The sequence below is a fragment of the Rhizobium sp. AC27/96 genome, assembly GCF_001692325.1.
Classification (GTDB): Bacteria; Pseudomonadota; Alphaproteobacteria; order Rhizobiales; family Rhizobiaceae; genus Rhizobium.
The window spans coordinates 277,926-293,712 of sequence record NZ_LXKN01000001.1 but is presented as its reverse complement, the minus strand read 5'-3'; the positions used below and the strand labels follow the sequence as shown (position 1 = coordinate 293,712).

General features: G+C 59.2%; 17 protein-coding genes. 6 read left to right on the top strand and 11 right to left on the bottom strand.

What is annotated here, in order from left to right; translation table 11 throughout:
- Window positions 1-25 precede the first annotated feature (25 nt).
- Together A6U86_RS01500 and A6U86_RS01495 are read right to left on the bottom strand one after the other, a co-directional pair.
- Window positions 26-1,042, bottom strand: a complete 1,017-nt coding sequence (locus A6U86_RS01500) for a peptidoglycan-binding protein (RefSeq protein WP_068385376.1) — start codon at window positions 1,040-1,042, stop codon at window positions 26-28.
- The gene (locus tag A6U86_RS01495) at window positions 1,014-2,549 is read right to left on the bottom strand and encodes a HAMP domain-containing sensor histidine kinase (RefSeq protein WP_198929011.1); all 1,536 of its coding nucleotides are present in this window, start codon (window positions 2,547-2,549) and stop codon (window positions 1,014-1,016) included. Before A6U86_RS01495 ends, A6U86_RS01500 begins: the two co-directional genes overlap by 29 nt.
- Before the next feature lie 470 nt (window positions 2,550-3,019).
- Between A6U86_RS01495 and A6U86_RS01490 the strand changes: the two genes are divergently transcribed.
- The 3 genes from A6U86_RS01490 to A6U86_RS01480 all read left to right on the top strand — a co-directional run bounded on the left by A6U86_RS01490 (window position 3,020) and on the right by A6U86_RS01480 (window position 4,738).
- On the top strand, window positions 3,020-3,484 hold the full coding sequence (locus A6U86_RS01490) for a DUF5330 domain-containing protein (protein ID WP_068387655.1): 465 nt from the start codon (window positions 3,020-3,022) through the stop codon (window positions 3,482-3,484).
- Window positions 3,485-3,614: 130 nt separating this feature from the next.
- Entirely contained in the window at window positions 3,615-4,037 is a 423-nt protein-coding gene (locus A6U86_RS01485) for a SufE family protein (RefSeq protein ID WP_068385369.1), read from the top strand.
- A 302-nt stretch (window positions 4,038-4,339) separates the two neighbouring features.
- Window positions 4,340-4,738, top strand: coding sequence for a hypothetical protein (locus tag A6U86_RS01480; protein ID WP_068385364.1), 399 nt, complete (start codon window positions 4,340-4,342; stop codon window positions 4,736-4,738).
- A gap of 178 nt (window positions 4,739-4,916) precedes the next feature.
- Here the strand turns inward: A6U86_RS01480 and A6U86_RS01475 are convergent, their stop codons facing one another.
- The 8 genes from A6U86_RS01475 to A6U86_RS01440 form a co-directional block, all read right to left on the bottom strand.
- Window positions 4,917-5,348, bottom strand: a complete 432-nt coding sequence (locus A6U86_RS01475) for a MucR family transcriptional regulator (RefSeq protein ID WP_068387651.1) — start codon at window positions 5,346-5,348, stop codon at window positions 4,917-4,919.
- A 528-nt stretch (window positions 5,349-5,876) separates the two neighbouring features.
- On the bottom strand, window positions 5,877-6,242 hold the full coding sequence (gene mnhG / locus A6U86_RS01470) for a monovalent cation/H(+) antiporter subunit G (protein ID WP_068385361.1): 366 nt from the start codon (window positions 6,240-6,242) through the stop codon (window positions 5,877-5,879).
- Complete coding sequence (locus A6U86_RS01465) at window positions 6,242-6,619, bottom strand: cation:proton antiporter (RefSeq protein WP_068385358.1); 378 nt, start codon at window positions 6,617-6,619, stop codon at window positions 6,242-6,244. The genes mnhG and A6U86_RS01465 overlap by 1 nt, the downstream gene beginning before the upstream one ends.
- Window positions 6,616-7,089 carry a Na+/H+ antiporter subunit E gene (locus tag A6U86_RS01460; protein WP_068385354.1) on the bottom strand — a complete coding sequence of 158 codons (474 nt, stop codon included), beginning with the start codon at window positions 7,087-7,089 and terminating at the stop codon, window positions 6,616-6,618. Before A6U86_RS01460 ends, A6U86_RS01465 begins: the two co-directional genes overlap by 4 nt.
- A complete protein-coding gene (locus A6U86_RS01455; protein ID WP_068385351.1) occupies window positions 7,086-8,651 on the bottom strand; it encodes a Na+/H+ antiporter subunit D in 1,566 nt (521 codons plus the stop codon). The genes A6U86_RS01460 and A6U86_RS01455 overlap by 4 nt, the downstream gene beginning before the upstream one ends.
- 4 nt (window positions 8,652-8,655) lie before the next feature.
- On the bottom strand, window positions 8,656-9,033 hold the full coding sequence (locus A6U86_RS01450) for a Na+/H+ antiporter subunit C (protein ID WP_068385348.1): 378 nt from the start codon (window positions 9,031-9,033) through the stop codon (window positions 8,656-8,658).
- Complete coding sequence (locus A6U86_RS01445; protein ID WP_068385345.1) at window positions 9,033-9,452, bottom strand: Na+/H+ antiporter subunit B; 420 nt, start codon at window positions 9,450-9,452, stop codon at window positions 9,033-9,035. The genes A6U86_RS01450 and A6U86_RS01445 overlap by 1 nt, the downstream gene beginning before the upstream one ends.
- Window positions 9,449-11,824 carry a putative monovalent cation/H+ antiporter subunit A gene (locus tag A6U86_RS01440; RefSeq protein ID WP_068385342.1) on the bottom strand — a complete coding sequence of 792 codons (2,376 nt, stop codon included), beginning with the start codon at window positions 11,822-11,824 and terminating at the stop codon, window positions 9,449-9,451. Before A6U86_RS01440 ends, A6U86_RS01445 begins: the two co-directional genes overlap by 4 nt.
- Before the next feature lie 345 nt (window positions 11,825-12,169).
- Here A6U86_RS01440 and A6U86_RS01435 point away from each other — a divergent pair, with 345 nt between their 5' ends.
- Complete coding sequence (locus tag A6U86_RS01435; protein WP_068385339.1) at window positions 12,170-12,685, top strand: hypothetical protein; 516 nt, start codon at window positions 12,170-12,172, stop codon at window positions 12,683-12,685.
- Here A6U86_RS01435 and A6U86_RS01430 read toward each other — a convergent pair.
- Complete coding sequence (locus A6U86_RS01430; protein WP_068385336.1) at window positions 12,660-13,328, bottom strand: hemolysin III family protein; 669 nt, start codon at window positions 13,326-13,328, stop codon at window positions 12,660-12,662. The two genes, A6U86_RS01435 and A6U86_RS01430, sit on opposite strands and share 26 nt — an antisense overlap.
- A 314-nt stretch (window positions 13,329-13,642) precedes the next feature.
- Here A6U86_RS01430 and A6U86_RS01425 point away from each other — a divergent pair, with 314 nt between their 5' ends.
- Both A6U86_RS01425 and A6U86_RS01420 read left to right on the top strand, forming a co-directional pair.
- A complete protein-coding gene (locus A6U86_RS01425; RefSeq protein WP_068385334.1) occupies window positions 13,643-14,509 on the top strand; it encodes a VOC family protein in 867 nt (288 codons plus the stop codon).
- A 100-nt stretch (window positions 14,510-14,609) separates the two neighbouring features.
- A complete protein-coding gene (locus A6U86_RS01420; RefSeq protein WP_068385332.1) occupies window positions 14,610-15,779 on the top strand; it encodes an AI-2E family transporter in 1,170 nt (389 codons plus the stop codon).
- The last annotated feature ends 8 nt before the right edge of the window (window positions 15,780-15,787 follow it).

Below are 15,787 nucleotides of genomic sequence, written 5' to 3'. Positions count from 1 at the left end.
CCTGCGAGACAATTGAAGCGATGGATTAAAGCGCGCCGATATCCTGCAGCTTCTTCAGAACGGCCATGTTCGGCTCGCCGGTCTCCGGCAGACGATAATGCTTCTGGAAGCGGCGGATCGCCGATTTCGTCTGCTCGCCAGCAACCCCGTCGACGCTGACATTGCTATAGGCGATATTGCTCAGGCCCTTCTGGATCTGCATGACCATATTGACTGTGTTGACCGCATCGCTCGGCGTGGCCTTTGCCACGACGGTGCCGGTCCTCATGTTCTTCTCGGCGCTCTGGATGGCCGCGGCAACCGGATCGATGGCCTCCGCCGTGGCAGAGACATTGATAGGGCGTTGTGCGGGAACGACTGGGGCACTCGCCCTGCCACCTGCGGCCGGAGCGAAATCAGCGGCATTGCTGGCCTTGAGGGCGGCGAGAAGCTCAGGCGTCGGGGCACCCGTCTGCGTCAAGCCTGACGCTTCCTGAAAGAAGAGAATAGCGGCTGATGTGCGCGAGCCCGGCACGCCGTCCGCAGCACCGTCATAAAGGCCATGGCGAATGAGCTCGGCCTGTACGTCGGCAACCAGCTTCGAGGGCGCGGCGGACTGTGCAACGGCGGGATTGGCCGATGGTGCCGCAGCGGTGAGCGAATCCTGCCGCTCGATGCGGAAAGTCGTGACGTTGCCGGCGTCGGTCTGCTGTGCATGCAGGAAGGCTTTGCGGCCGGGGATCTGATAGGGAGCGCCGGGGTCGCGAGTGCGCAGCAAAGGCGATGGATGCGCGCCCGTCTGATACCAGAGCGCATTGGCGGTGACGAAGCCGAAAACTCCGAGAAAGAGAGCAACGCCGCCGGCAATCGCCGGATGCCGACCCACGGCGCCGCCGATCAAACCCGCAAAGGCGCCTGCTCCGCGAAGCCCAAGACCACCCAGCGCGGTTCCCCCGCGCAGGCTGAGGCTGCCCAGGGCGACCGCTCCGCGAGAAGCCAGCCCAGGCTGCTTGCGCTTGCCCTTGCCTCTTCCCTTAGGCGATTTTCGCTTTTGCGGGGCCATTCATCCCTTCCTCTTTTCGCCCTTTACTCATCTCCGCAGTATGTTTCAGGCGCGGCGGAAAATCGACAGGGCGATTGACATCCATAGGCTGCTCCACAGCCAAGACGCCCGAACCATCGATCGGAATAAGAATTGTGATGACCGTGCCTTCGCCCGGGGCACTGGCTATCGAGAAGCTGCCGCCATGCAGGGCTACCAGCCCCTTCACAAGCGACAGACCAAGGCCGGTGCCGGCGTAGCGGCGCGTGTAATCGTTCTGGATCTGCACGAAGGGCTGTCCCAGAGAGGCCAGCCGCTCGCTTGCAATGCCGATGCCGGTATCGCCAACCGAGAGCTTCAGCATTCCATCGGTCAATGCCGCATCGACGGTGACCGCGCCACCGGCATCGGTGAACTTGATGGCATTGCCGACAAGGTTGATCAGGACCTGCTGGAGCGCACGCTGATCGGCAACGATCTCACCGAGGCCTCGCTGAACGCGGCTGGAAAGGGTCAGGCCCTTTTCCTTCGCCTGCAGCGCCAGCATTGCCTCGCATGTCGCAATGGAATCTTCGATCGAGAAGGATTCCATCAGCAGCTCATAGCGGCCAGCTTCGATCTTGCTCATGTCGAGCATGGTATTGACCACCGACAGAAGGTGCGCGCCGGACTGGCGAATCAGGCCGACATATTCGCGCTGGCGATTGTTTTCCAGCTTGCCGAAATATTCGCCGCTGAGAATATCGGAAAAGCCGAGGATCGCATTGAGCGGTGTGCGCAGTTCATGGCTGACGGCCGCCAGAAAGCGCGACTTGGCATCATTCGCCGATTCCGCTTCCGCTGTTTTACGAGCAGCGTCATCGCGAAGCTGCTGATCCTGCGATATATCGCGCAATTGGCTGACGATGCCTGTCAACCGGCCCTCGCCATCGCGGCGGGCAGTCAGTTCCACACGAACATGGACGAATTGCGCGTCAAAGCCGATGACAGCGGATCGTTCCAGGCGCAGATCGACGCAGATCGCGTCCCTGCCCTGACGAAGAACGTCGATTGCCTGCAGGAACACGATCCTGTCAGACACATGAATCTGCTCGATCAGGCCGCGGCCCGTCGGATCGCGCATCCAGCTCAGAAACTCCGCGCGGTCGCGACCGCCGACGGTGGTCACGTTTCCCTGCGGATCGAGCAGCAACACCATGCCAAAGGCGGCTTGCAGCATCAGATCGCGATGTTCGACGATGATGGCTTCCGCAGCCTGGGAAGCGGGGCGCTGGCGTGACAGCGCAATGCTGCCGACAGCGGAAAACAGAAAGGCGGCGCAAACCGTGGCCACACCGGCAGGCAGCGCCACGGCCGGGCTGGTGACGAGGGAAAGCCCGGCGGGAACCGCGAAAAGTGCGACGGAGGAGGCAAGCGCAAGCCGGCGCAGGATCGCCAATTCCTGCGCGGGGACCTCGCCATTCCCACTCGTTCCGGAGAGCCAGCTTCCGCTCACCCGGTCGACGAAGGCTACAGCCCCAACAGCCATGTTACTCAATACGCGCACACTACAACCCGTCAAAACGGTCACTTATTGGACTGCACAATAGGCCTTCGCGGCTTAAGGAAAGAATAAAGAGAGAACCTGCCGACCGGCCGAAAAGCCTCCAAAATCCCGTTTTGGCGCAGAATGCCTGACCTTTGTTTTTTGTGGTTAACAGTGGGTAAGCAACGGATTTTATTCGTATTTCCGCCATGCGTTAACCTTTGCGACAAGGCCAAAGCCCGCAAATGCCTGCGTATCAACAGGATCGGGCGAGACATGCTTAACAGCAATCGCTACAATTTGATCTAAATGCGGTGCGAATTCGGAAAGATAAAATTTGAATCAAATTTGCCGAAAATGCCGCGAAGTTTTGAAAAGCGATGTTGTCCTCTGCCGGATAGGGTTCAAACCACATCGGACAGACCAGTCCGAATAGGCGAACGAGCCGAACGACAGAGAAGGTGGGCAAGGAAATGTGGTTTCTGATTAGAGCGGGGTTCTGGTTTTCACTGGTTCTCATGTTTCTGCCGATCTTTGCCAAGCCCGATGGCGCGCCTCGGCCGGCTGGCGAACCGACCATGCAGGTCTCCGATGCGATTTCGGCGGCTTCGGGCGTCGTTCAATATGTCGGCGCCATGTGCACCGAAAAGCCTGAGGTCTGCGTCAAGGGCGGCGAAACGCTGACCGCCCTTGGATACCAGGTCGGTGACGGCGCCCGCGTTGCCTATGACATGCTCGGCCGCCACTTCAAGGATCAGTCTTCCAATGACGTTGCCAACGCTGTAGCTGCGCATGTAAGCCCGGAACAGATTGCCGCAACGACACAGCCGATGCCTGCCAAGCGGGTGACCGGCACCGAGACCGCCGATGTGGTCGTCACCGGAACGGTGCGCCTGCCCACCTCCGTGCCGTTGCCGATGCCGCGGCCGCGGATCTGAAACCTCCTGCACTTGCCCTCCTCATGCGCCGCGAGCCAGACATGGTCAGCGGCGTTCTTTTTTGCAGCGGGTTCAAATTGCCCGTCGTTTCGCCTATATCCAACCTCAATGGATAATCTGGACAGATACAATGGCTGCGCTTGACAAGATCATCGAGGACTTCGCCTTCCTAGACGAGTGGGAGGATCGTTATCGCTACGTGATCGAACTCGGCAAGGCGCTGCCTGACCTTCCGGAAGACAAGCGGACACTGGAAAACAAGGTGCAGGGCTGCGCCAGCCAGGTCTGGCTTGTCACGCATGCATCCGGCGATCCCGAAAATCCGACATTGACCTTCGAAGGCGATTCCGACGCGCATATCGTCCGCGGGCTGGTGGCAATCGTGCTTGCCACCTATTCCGGCAAACAGGCCTCGGAAATCGCCGCACTCGATGCGCTCGACGTCTTCGGCAAGATCGGCCTGGTCGAGCATCTCTCGTCGCAGCGCGCCAATGGACTACGCTCGATGATCAAGCGCATCCGTGAAGAGGCCCGCGTCAGGGCGCCTGCCTAAAAGCCATATCCAAATCTGTCCGCACGCGTCTCGGAAATTCGCAAGACGGAAGCCGCTACAGGCACCACGCGGGAGATTGCATTGATGATCTCTGCTAAGGAGTGAGTAGCAAAGGCGAGGCTGACCGCAATAAGGGGAAAATACTGTCCATTCGGCGGTGATCAGGTCGCTGGCACGACGTAACACCTTCGACTATGCTGACGCCGCGCCGTTGGGGTTCACGCTACAGGCTCCTGCGAAAACTCCAGGGCTGCCCTGAACAACGCAATCGCAGCCACTCAACCAAGCACTAGCGAGCCTTAATGTCCCCTGCGTCCGTATTCAGCGAGATTCCCGGTGGTGAGTCGCTACTCAAGTGGTTTGGGCGGATACCCCGCTTCCATGATGCCGAACTGCTTGAGATCAGCTTTCCCGACAAGGGAGCGGGCCTGCTACGCATCCATGCCTGGAATATAACGGACAAGGTGGACGCGAAGGGTTACTTCGTCTTGGACAAACACGCGATAGTCACTCTTATCCTAGAAGATGTGAGCAATATCAGTTGCACCGACTTCGCTATGGTGCCTTGCATCATCTTCGACTTGGAGATCACCAGGACGGAGGAGCATTTCCGCATTGAGTGGAGTGCAAGTTACGGAGTCGCCGGCTTCATTATCGCCAAGCACGCTCACATCAACCTAAAACCGGGAAAACCCCAATAAAACACTATTCGAAGCAGGCCTAGGTAATTCCGGGAGAAGTGCCGGGATTTCCGGTGGGGAAAATGTTTCAGCCTCGTCGACTGCACGAATACAGGACCCAATCGATCCAGGCCGCTACCGGGCGGCAACAGTCAAAACCCGGCTCGAAAGCCGGGTTTTTCTTCAAGCGTCATCACTCTCAGCGGCTGCCGCGCTTGCGGCGCTGCCCGAGACCCATTTCCTTCGCAAGGCGGGAACGCGCTTCCGCGTAAGCAGGCGCCACCATCGGATAATCCGCTGCCAGATCCCACTTCTCGCGATACTCTTCGGGCGAAAGACCATGATGGGTCATCAAGTGGCGCTTCAGCGACTTGAAGCTTCCACCACATTCCAAGCACGTAATCTGGTCATCCTGTACCGATTTACGGACAGATACGGCCGGCTTCTGCTTTTCCACAACGGTAACGGCAGGCGCCGGAACCGAGGTGCTGCTCAAGGCGGAATGTACGTCGGAAATCAAATTCGGAAGGTCGCTGACCGGTACGACATGGTTGCTGACATAGGCCGCAACGATGTCGGCGGTCAGTTCAACCAGTAACTCCTGCCCATTGCCAAGGGCCGTATCTGACATTGTGTTCTCCTGTTCATCGGCTTGCTTGCTGCGCCGCGTCTCCGGAGAGCCCACAAGGCGCAACGTTGCTATGTAATCCGCGCCTAGCCCAGAAATCTGGTGATCCCCAAGTCCCGTAGCGCCGAGCAATCCGCACAAACGCATCGCCCGTATTCGTAGCAGCCATCAGCAAAAAACGGTGCATAAACGCCACATTTCATACCGCAGGAAATCCACCCCTAGACTTCACGCGAAGAAAACCGCTTCTTGCCGCCTGATGTCAGGATTAGCGACCACACGAGGTGATCTCCAATCGTTAACCGGAGGAAAGTTTTGCTCAGCTTTTCCCCAAGAAAGTTAAAAGCATTGAGAGCTTAAACCCGGCCGAGACTAACTCAACATCAGAACTCTACTTGAATCTGAATTAGCACTCTTTACCCAAATGTCCAGTTTTTAATACCAACATTTCTTCGCAAAAAATTCATCTACTAAAAAACAGATAACTAAAGAGGCGAACTGCTATTGCTTCTTTAACAATCTTTGCGTTTGTTAGCTCTTCTTCCTATACACGCGTCTCGCGATTTGCCGTTGAAGTAACAATTCATCCCGTATGGAAGGCTCGGTCAGTCGATACCCGGCCTTGTGCGCCGCTCGTGCGAGAAGATGGGCCGCGATCGGTGCTGTCAGCACAAAAAAGACGAATCCGGCGAGAGATCGTGCCAATATCGAGAAGTCCTGCGAATGAATACCGACCGCAAGTAGCAAAAGGCCGGAGCCGACTGTGCCCGCCTTCGAGGCGGCATGCATGCGGCTATAAAGGTCGGGCAAGCGAACGATGCCGATTGCGGCGATGAGCGAGAACAACGCCCCCGCGAGCAGGATAACGGCCACGAGGATGGCCCAAAGCAGATCCATCACCGTCCTCCCTTTTGTCGCCGGTTTTGCTTGCGCGGCCGCTTCTTCGGCGATTCGTTACTATTCTCCCGTTCGGCGGGAGGTTGTGCAGAAGTGCCGGTCTGTGCCTGGGTAAGGACAAACCGGGCAAAGGCGACGGTCGCAAGAAAGCCGACAAGGCCCAGCGAAATGGCGATATCGATATAGAGCGTAAATCCGGTCTTAATGGCGATGACGGCGATAAAACCGATCGCGATCGCCACCAGCATATCGAGCGCCACAATTCGGTCCGGCAATGTCGGACCGGCGACCACACGATAAACGGTGAACAGCAACGCAAGGCTCAGAATGCCGAGTGCGACCATTGCCGCCGCCGAAACGATGGATGCAGCCATCATCGGAAAGCCTCCAGAATACGGCGTTCGAAGCCATCGGCAATGCTGCGCCGGATGGCCTCCGGATCGGAGCAATCAAGCGCGTGGACATACAGGGTCTTGCGATCGTCGGACACATCAACGGATAGCGTGCCTGGCGTCAGCGTGATGAGATTGGCGAGCAGCGTGATTTCGAAATCGCGGTCGACGGTCAAAGGGAAGGCAAAAATCCCGGGCTTCACATCCATCTTCGGGCTCATGACCGCAACGGCGACCGCCCAGGCGGATTTGGCAAGTTCGCCGAGAAACAGGAAGAAGAGTGCAAGGATACGGCGAACGCGACCGAGATAAAGCACGCCGCCATAGGAAGACCGCACGATGGCGAGCGCAATCGCCGCGAGGACGAAACCAAACAACAGATTGACGAAAGAGGTGCTGCCTGTGATGGCGACCCAGACGATGGCGAGCAACAGGTTGAAGACAAACAGGATCATTGCTTGGCCTCCGCCGGCGGGAAGACCGAGTTCAGATAGGCAGTCGGCTGTTCAAGACCAGCCGCGGCAGATTGGGTCAGCTGCAAAAGCCTTTCGGGAAAGAAGCCGAAGGCGACAACGAGCACGGTAAGAGCGAGAAGCGGCATGCTTGCCTGCCACCTGATCGGCTCTGCCGAGACGGCAGTGGCATCCACCGCAGGTCGCCAATAGGCCAGCAGGAAGACGCGGCCGAAGACGATCGTGGTCAGGAAGCCGGCAAGCAGGATCGTGGCGGCGAGCCACCATGCGCCGGTGGCAAGCGCTGCCTTTACCAGAACTACCTTCGGCCAGAAGCCGGAAAAGGGCGGCAGTCCGCTGACAGCGAAGAACAGTACCAAGGAGAGGCCGGCGAACCAACCGTTCCGCCGGTAAAGACCGCCAAGAGACGTCAGCGAAAAGCTGCCGCCGAGCCGGGCAGCCTCGCCCGCAAGCAGATAGAGCGCCGTCATCAGCACCATGGAGTGCAGCGCATAAAAGAGCGTTCCGCTGAGGCCATCGGCACTGCCAAGAGCGATACCCGCCAGCATCGTGCCTATCCCCGATATGACGATATAGCCGAGCATACGGCGAATGTCGTTCGAGCCGAGTGCCCCAAGCACCCCCGCCAGCATCGTGGCGATGGCAACGACCGTTATCATCGGGCCGAGTTCCATGCGCTCGACCGGCAGCAACATGACCAGAACCCTGATGAGCGCATAGACACCGACTTTGGTCAGGAGGCCAGCAAACAGGGCTGAAACGGTGATAAGCGGCGTATGGTAGGAAGCTGGTAGCCAGAAATTGACCGGGAAAGCAGCCGCCTTCATGCCGAAAGCGAGCAGAAACAGACCGGCCAGTGTCATCAACGGCGCGGTGGTATCGCCTGCCCTTGCCCTGATCGCGATGTCAGCCATGTTGAGCGTGCCGAAGATGGCATAGAGATAGCCGACAGAAACGAGAAACAGCGTGGTGGCGATGAGGTTCAGCACGGCATACTTCAGCGCGCCGTCGATCTGCTCCCGTTCCGAGCCGAGGATCAGCAGGCCAAAGGACGAAATCAGCAGCACCTCAAACCAGACATAGAGATTGAAGACGTCTCCTGTGAGGAAGGCGCCGCTGACGCCGGCCAACAACAGCATCAAGAACGGGAAAAACCCGTAGCGGCGGCCGCTGGTGCCGATCTCTCCGAGTGCATAGATGCTAGCCGCAAGCGCCACGATCGCCGCAGCCAGTGCCATGGCAGCGCCGAGGAGATCGACGCTGAAGGCGATACCGAAAGGCGGCAGCCATCGGCCCATGACCATGGTCACCGCGCCTTCGCTGGCAACCTTGTAAAGCAAGGCGGTGTCGATCAGCACCAGCAGCAGCAGGCCGGGAATAGCGATCCAGGCGTGCCATTCCGTGCGGTTACGCAACATCAGGAGTATGGCGCCAAGGCAAATGCACAGGGCGACCGGCAGGATGACCAGCCAGTGCCCGAGTGGCACAGGTGCCGCCACCAGCGCGGCAGAGAGATCGACGGGAATGTCGGTCGGTCCGGCCATCTCGTCAGTACCCCAAAGGCGGCAGCGGCCGCTCGTGTGGCTCAGCCACTCGCATCTCGCCGGTATTGTCCGTCTTGAGGTCCTGATAGGCCCGATAGGTCAGAACAAGCAGAAAGGCGAGAAACGAAAAGGAGATGACGATCGCCGTCAGGATCAGCGCCTGTGGCAGCGGGTTGGCCGCGGCCAGATCCAGCGTGCTTTGGCCTTGCGGAATGATGGGCGGGACTTCCCGCGTTATCCGGCCGGCGGTAAAGAGCAGCAGGTTGACGGCATTGCCGAGGATCGCGATGCCGAGCATGATGCGGATCGAGAATTTCGACAGCATCAGATAGATCGCGGCGGCGAAGAAAAGGCCGACCAGAGCGGCGAAGACGACCTCCATCAATCCACCTCCCGCTCTTCAAGCGCAAGCGCGATCGAAGTGATGGCGCCGACGACAACCAGATAGACGCCGATATCGAAGAGCATGACGGTGGAAAGCGGCACTTCGACGCCGAACAGGTGCGGATAGATCCACAGCCCGGTCATGAACGGCACGCCGGAGAAGACGGACACGAAGCCGGCGATGGTGGCTGCCAGCAGGCCAAAGCCGGCGATCGCCAGTGGATGAAAGATGATGGCGCGACGCACGGCCGTCACACCGCAGGCGATACCATAGATCGCAAAGGCGGAAGCCGCGATCAGCCCACCGATAAAGCCGCCGCCGGGCTCGTTATGGCCGCGCAACAGCACGAAGACTGAAAAGAGCAGCATCAAGGCCGTCAGAAACGGTGCGGCGGTGCGGAAAATCAGCGTATTCATGCGCGCTCCGCCTCCAACTTTTCTTCGCTATCCGGATCATTGGCCGCGAGTTTGCGCTCGCCGCCGGCGCGGATGCGGATCAGCGCCAGAATTGCAAGCCCGGTGATGGCAACGACGGCGATCTCGCCGAGCGTATCCGTGCCTCGGAAGTCGACAATGATGACGTTGACGACATTGTCACCATGGGCGATCAGCTTCGAATAATGATTGAAGAAGGCCGTCAGCGTCAGATCGAACGGCGCCTCCGTCGCTTTCAGCAACAGCAGGCCGAAGCCGGTGCCGCAGGCGATGGCAATCAGCGCATGGGCGAGCATTTTCAGCGGCGGACGGCGATCCGAGGGCGAAAGATGCAGCCGCGTCATCACCAGGGCCAGGATGACGACCGCAAGGGTCTCGACCATGAACTGGGTAAAGGACAGATCCGGTGCGCCGAACAGCAGGAAGATGACGGCGACCGCAAAGCCTTGAACGCCGAGCGAAACGATGGCTGTCAGACGGTCGCGCGCTAGAACCACGGCGGCAAGGCCGATGACGGCGATGAGGAAGATCGTCGCCTCATGCCATTGCAAATTCGGCCAGGCGGGAATTGCCGGCAATTCGCCATGGATAATGAGCGGAAGCAGAAGCATGGCCGCGACACAGAGAAAAGCGACCGTCACGTAGATTTCGAGGCGACCCGGTTGCAGGACGCGCGAGACGACATGCGACACTCGTACAAGACCGGAGATGAAACCATCGAAACCGCGATCCGGCCCTGGACCCAGGTTCCGCAAGATCACCGACATCAGGAAACGGGCGCGATCGAGCTGCCAGTAGACAAGGATGCCGATGAGCACGGTGACGAGCGAGAGCGCCAGGGGCAAGCCGATATGCGGGACGAGCGAGACCGAGATATGCAGCTCCTTGCCGCCGACGGCACTGGCCATCGGCGAGGAGACGTAGACGTGCCATAATCCCGAGAGCAAGGCCGAAGCGAGGCCAAGCAAGGCAAGCACCACCGGCCCGAGCCACAGCAATGGCGGCGCCTCATGCGGATGGCGTGGCGTCTCGATGAGCGGCCCGATAAAGGGTTTCAGTGCCACGGCAAAGGCGATGGCAAACATCAGCGCGTTGCCGACAACGGCGATGATCGTGAGGATAACAGCCCATGGCGAGGCCTGTGTCAGTGCCGCGTAGATTTCCTCCTTGGCGAGAAAGCCGAAGGCAGGCGGCAGGCCGCCCATCGAGACGGCAGCAACAATCGCTGCGGCGAAGGTCAGCGGCATGGCAGAGCGCAGGCCGCCCAGACGCGTGATGTCGCGCGTTCCCGTTTCATGATCGACAATGCCGGCGACCATGAACAGAGCGCCCTTGAACAGCGAATGCGCCACCAGATAGAGCACGGCGGCTTCGATGGCATAATCCGTGCCGAAACCGGTGAGCAATACCAGCAGGCCGAGCGAGGAAACCGTCGTATAGGCGAGCTTCAGCTTCAGGTCGGTCTGCCGGATCGCCAGCAAGGTCCCGACCAACAGCGTTGCAGCACCGAAGCTTGGCAAAATCGTCTGCCACGCCACGGTATCGCCCATGACAGGATTGAGCCGCATCAGCAGATAGATGCCGGCCTTCACCATCGTCGCGGAATGCAGATAGGCCGATACGGGCGTCGGCGCTTCCATGGCATTCGGCAGCCAGAAGTGAAACGGAAACTGCGCCGACTTGGTGAAAGCGCCGCCGAGCACCAGAATCAAGGCGGCGAGATAGAGCGGGCTTGTGCGCAGGGCGTCGCCGGATTGCAGCAGTTCGGACATGGAGGCGATGCCGGTGATCTGCCAGATCAGCAGCAGGCCCGCCAGCAACAGCAAACCGCCGCCGCCAGTAACGACCAGGGCCTGTAGCGCCGCCCGGCGCGACGCTTCCCGCTGATGGTCGAAGCCGATCAACAGGAAAGAGGTGATCGACGTCAGCTCCCAGAAGACGAACAGCGTCAGGAAACTATCGGAGACGACGAGGCCAAGCATCGAGCCCATGAACAGGAACATGAAAGAGAAGAAGCGCCCGAGATCCGCATGTCCCTTCAGATAGCCGCCCGTGTAAAGGATAATCAGCGTGCCGATGCCGGTGATGAGCAGGGCGAAGGTCAGCGACAGGCCATCGAGCAGCCAGGAAAAACGCAAGCCGAGGCTCGGCACCCAATCGAAGCCGCCTTCAACAATCCGGCCCGAAGCAATCTCGGGCAGAAAGCCGACAAAATAGAGAAAGGCGAGTGCGGGAAGCAGAGACAGCAGCCAGGCTGCGTTATGTCCAAGCCAGCGAACAAGAACGGGCACTATCAGCGCACCGAAAAAGGGCAAACATAGAGCCAGGAATGTCAGGCCCGTGACACCGGCCATGCCTTCCCCCTACTGAATCATCATGCGGAATCCGGAAGAACCGGAGCTAGGGTGCAGGGATAGGCGAAAGGGTAACCCCTCTCAAGTCCCGGCAAGGGAAAACCGGACGTAAACCACTGAAATCGGCTTTTCGCGGGGCTTATGACGAAGTTAGCAAGCTTTTTCACCGCCGCGACATCACAATTGCAGGCGTCAGCCGGCTAAACCGTCATTTCTGCATGGCTCGCAATGAAGCTGTAACGAATTTGAGCTAATTTACACCCATTTCCTAAATCGCTATGGAATTCCTATGGAAAATAGGGCTATTCTTGATCGGTTTGCAGAACCCGCCTCCCGGAAACCGCAATGCTCGCGCGTCTGATCGCTCTCCTGCTTCTTTGCCCCACCTCGGCACTTGCCGCCGACTGGTGGTCCTATGATAATGCGGGCTTCGGTTATGCGATCGAACTGCCGTCGGATTTCCATCTTTCGGCACCATCCGACGACCTCAACCGCCTTGCGCTGTCACCGGCGGACCGGTCCGCGATGCTGCAGGTTTTCGGCACGGCGGTCGCCAATGGCGACTTCACGACGGAAGCGAATGTGCGTGTCGCGTTGGCCAAGGATCAGGGCTGGAAGATCTCCTATTCCAAATCAACTTCGCGCGGCATCAGCTTTTCGGGCACGAAACAGGGCCGTATCGTCTATGTTCGCGGCGTGGCGCTTTGCAACGGCGGAGCCGCGTTCTTCCAGATGGATTATTCAAAGGCGGACATGCAGCGCTACGACGTCATCGTCATGCGTCTGGCGCGCAGCCTGCGGTCCACGAAGAAATGTACGCCGACAGCGCAGGTCGTCAAAAGCCTTCCGGTGACAGGCTGAAGCATGTCAGCACCGCCGAATAGTGCACGGCTGCGGCCGCAACCACGAAGCCATGCCAGATAGCGTTCTGGAAACGCAGCTTTTCCCATACGTGAAAGATGACACCCAGCGAGTAGATCACCCCGCCGATGACGATCAGCAGCATCGAGGCAAAGGGGATATACATCGAAACGGGCTTGGCCACGACGACACCGCTCCAGCCCATGGCGAGATAGAGCAGGATCGCCAGCCGATCGTAGCGCCCCGGAAACAGGCATTTCAGCACGATGCCGAAGGCCGCGAAAACCCAGACCGCGATCAGCATCGTAAACAGCAGCGGATCCTCGGCGCCACGCTCGAGAAAAGGCGTATAGGTGGCGGCAATCAGCACGTAGATAAAGGAGTGGTCGAAACGCCGGAGAAACCACTTCGTCCGCGACACGGGCCACAGATTATAGGTGAAGGACATCCCCAGGGTCAGCACGAGGCCGATGCTGTAGATCCAGGCGGCGGCGATTTCGCCATGGGAGCTCCAGACGGTCGCGTAGAAGATCAGCACCGTCGCGCCGATGAGCGCAAAGACGACACCGACGCCGTTGACAATGCTGTCGGCGATCACTTCATACCGGTCATAAGCCCAGCGAATGCCCTTGTAGTCGGCCATATAATGCGTGTTCCAATTCCGTAACCGCCCGATCCTTGCACCTCGCCAAGGTGGACGCAACCGCACGCAACGGGCATTTCGATAAATCTTCGTGAACGGCTAAGGCATCTCGTCAACAGGAAGCGAACGCTCAATCCGCAATTTCTGGTCTTCTGTGAACAATCGAATTCCACCATATACAGCATCAAGTACAGCGGGCCGAGAATATCAAAGAGGCATATCAACCGGCGAAATCTCCGACCCGCCACTGACGGCTACTTGCCGCCGACGCCGGTTGCCTTTTTTCACATGTATCGAGGTTGGAACTGACCCCCATGACCGAAATTGTCCCCTCCTACGCACTGACACGCCCTGCCTATGTCGGCCAATCGCATCTCGTCGTCACCGACCTGCCATTGGTATCGCGCTTCTATCAGGACATGCTTGGCCTGAAGGTGATCGAGAAGACGGCGAGCGGCGAAGTCTTGGGTGTCGCCGGCCAGCCCCTGTTGACCTTGACCACGGATCGGGCTGCAGTGCGCGCGCCACAATCGGCCGCCGGCCTGTTTCATACCGCCTTCCTTTTGCCGAACCGTGTGGAGCTTGCCCGCTGGCTGCGGCATGCCGCACAGAATAACGTCGTGCTCGAGGGTGCATCGGATCATATCGTCAGCGAGGCGATCTATCTTTCCGACCCCGAGGGCAACGGCATCGAGATCTATGCTGACCGGCCGCACGACCAGTGGAAATTCCACGGCGACGGCACGGTGGAGATGGCAACGCTGCGGCTCGATCTGCAGGCGCTCTACGAAAGCGCACCGCAGGATCGCTGGGACGGCATGGCCGATGGTTCGGCCATTGGGCACATTCACCTGCAGGTTGGCGATGTTGTCGAAGCCAATGCCTTCTACCGCGATGTTCTCGGCATGAAGGTCATGGCTGCGCGTTATCCCGGTGCCACTTTCCTGGCGACCGGCGGCTATCACCACCATCTCGGCGCCAATACATGGAACAGCCGAGGTGCTGGCGTCCGCTCCGAGCACATGACCGGCCTCTCCGACTATACATTGCGTTTCAACGACAAGGCCGCACTCGACAGTGCTGTCGCCGCTCTGGAGCAGCACGAGATCAAGACGCAGAAGCGCGATGGCGGCGTTTCGTTGCGCGATCCCTGGGGCATCGGTCTGAACCTGATCGCCTGATTCCCCCAACACCCAGACGTATCGAGACCCGTTCCGGAACCGGAACGGGTCTTTCGCGTTTGGGTGGTAAGGCGATCGTGCCTTCGGGGATTTGACGGGCATGGAGATTGATAAGGCCGCCGGCAAGCAGCCACGCGGATCGGCGGCGGGCGAAGGCAACTTCAGTGCCGGGAGAAACATCTCCCAGGCCTACGGTAACGACATGACTGCGTCTGAGCTCGGGGATAATACACCAAGGGGCCAGCTTCAAGTCGCCGCGGCCTGGGCGACCATCGGCATCTTCCTCATTCTCGCGCTTGCCGGCGTCTACATGATGTCAATCATCCTCATTCCGGTGACACTGGCTGTCGTGGTCGGCATGATCCTCGGCCTGGCGGCGGAGAAACTGAGCAAGCTCGGCGTACCGCGCGTCCTCAATGCCGTGCTTCTCTCGTCAGCCGTGGCACTGGCCATCTTCCTGATTATCAATGCGCTGGCGGGACCGCTGGCAAAGCTGGCTCAGGAAGCTCCCGACTTCTTCCAGCGAACCTCCGATAGGCTGATGCCTTATCTCGATCGTTTCAAATGGCTGCATATTTCGCCGGAAACCTTCCAGAGCGGCCCCATGTCGATCAGCACCCTGCTGGAAAACAGCGGCAATGTTCTGCATGTCGTTTCCAGCAATCTCACTCCGGCCATCGTTCAGATCCTGATCTTCTTTGCGGCATTGCTGTTGTTTCTCGCCAGCCGCATCACCCTGCGCAAGACGATCATCATGGCCTTTTCCAACCGGGCGGCGAGGCTGACGACGATCCGGATCATCAATGCGGTGGAGCAGGTGCTCGGCTTCTATTTCGCCACGGCCTCATTGATTTATGCCGGCATCGGCGTCGCCATGACCATCATCGCCTATGTCGGCGGCTTGAGCGTGCCGGTGCTTTGGGGCGTGTTCGCCTTCGTTGCCAGCTTCATCCCATTCCTCGGCGTCACGACGATGACGATCGCGCTGGCGATTGCCGGGATCATCACGCATTCGGACATCGTCATCGCGCTCGCCCCGGCCATTGTCTTCTTTGCCGTGCATCTGGCCGTGGAAAACCTGGTCTTTCCCGCGATCATGGGCCGCCAATGGGAGCTCAATCCCTTCGTCGTCTTCTTCGCCATCATCTTCTGGACATGGATGTGGGGCGCCGTCGGCGCCATGCTGGCGCTGCCGCTGTCGCTGATCGTCATGACGGTCATCAACGAGCTTTTCATCGAGGAAAAGGTCCAGCCGCAATTGCCCGGCTGAGGCGGAAC

Bases quoted from the DNA above. Each gene is read 5' to 3' on its own strand.
- A6U86_RS01425 (WP_068385334.1), top strand. From the start codon at position 13,643: ATGACCGAAATTGTCCCCTCCTACGCACTGACACGCCCTGCCTATGTC.
- A6U86_RS01430 (WP_068385336.1), bottom strand. From the start codon at position 13,328: ATGGCCGACTACAAGGGCATTCGCTGGGCTTATGACCGGTATGAAGTG.
- A6U86_RS01500 (WP_068385376.1), bottom strand. From the start codon at position 1,042: ATGGCCCCGCAAAAGCGAAAATCGCCTAAGGGAAGAGGCAAGGGCAAG.
- A6U86_RS01445 (WP_068385345.1), bottom strand. From the start codon at position 9,452: ATGAATACGCTGATTTTCCGCACCGCCGCACCGTTTCTGACGGCCTTG.
- A6U86_RS01460 (WP_068385354.1), bottom strand. From the start codon at position 7,089: ATGATCCTGTTTGTCTTCAACCTGTTGCTCGCCATCGTCTGGGTCGCC.
- A6U86_RS01450 (WP_068385348.1), bottom strand. From the start codon at position 9,033: ATGGAGGTCGTCTTCGCCGCTCTGGTCGGCCTTTTCTTCGCCGCCGCG.
- A6U86_RS01420 (WP_068385332.1), top strand. From the start codon at position 14,610: ATGGAGATTGATAAGGCCGCCGGCAAGCAGCCACGCGGATCGGCGGCG.
- A6U86_RS01440 (WP_068385342.1), bottom strand. From the start codon at position 11,824: ATGGCCGGTGTCACGGGCCTGACATTCCTGGCTCTATGTTTGCCCTTT.
- A6U86_RS01490 (WP_068387655.1), top strand. From the start codon at position 3,020: ATGTGGTTTCTGATTAGAGCGGGGTTCTGGTTTTCACTGGTTCTCATG.
- A6U86_RS01455 (WP_068385351.1), bottom strand. From the start codon at position 8,651: ATGGCCGGACCGACCGACATTCCCGTCGATCTCTCTGCCGCGCTGGTG.
- mnhG (WP_068385361.1), bottom strand. From the start codon at position 6,242: ATGGATCTGCTTTGGGCCATCCTCGTGGCCGTTATCCTGCTCGCGGGG.
- A6U86_RS01475 (WP_068387651.1), bottom strand. From the start codon at position 5,348: ATGTCAGATACGGCCCTTGGCAATGGGCAGGAGTTACTGGTTGAACTG.
- A6U86_RS01465 (WP_068385358.1), bottom strand. From the start codon at position 6,619: ATGATGGCTGCATCCATCGTTTCGGCGGCGGCAATGGTCGCACTCGGC.
- A6U86_RS01480 (WP_068385364.1), top strand. From the start codon at position 4,340: ATGTCCCCTGCGTCCGTATTCAGCGAGATTCCCGGTGGTGAGTCGCTA.
- A6U86_RS01495 (WP_198929011.1), bottom strand. From the start codon at position 2,549: ATGGCTGTTGGGGCTGTAGCCTTCGTCGACCGGGTGAGCGGAAGCTGG.
- A6U86_RS01485 (WP_068385369.1), top strand. From the start codon at position 3,615: ATGGCTGCGCTTGACAAGATCATCGAGGACTTCGCCTTCCTAGACGAG.
- A6U86_RS01435 (WP_068385339.1), top strand. From the start codon at position 12,170: ATGCTCGCGCGTCTGATCGCTCTCCTGCTTCTTTGCCCCACCTCGGCA.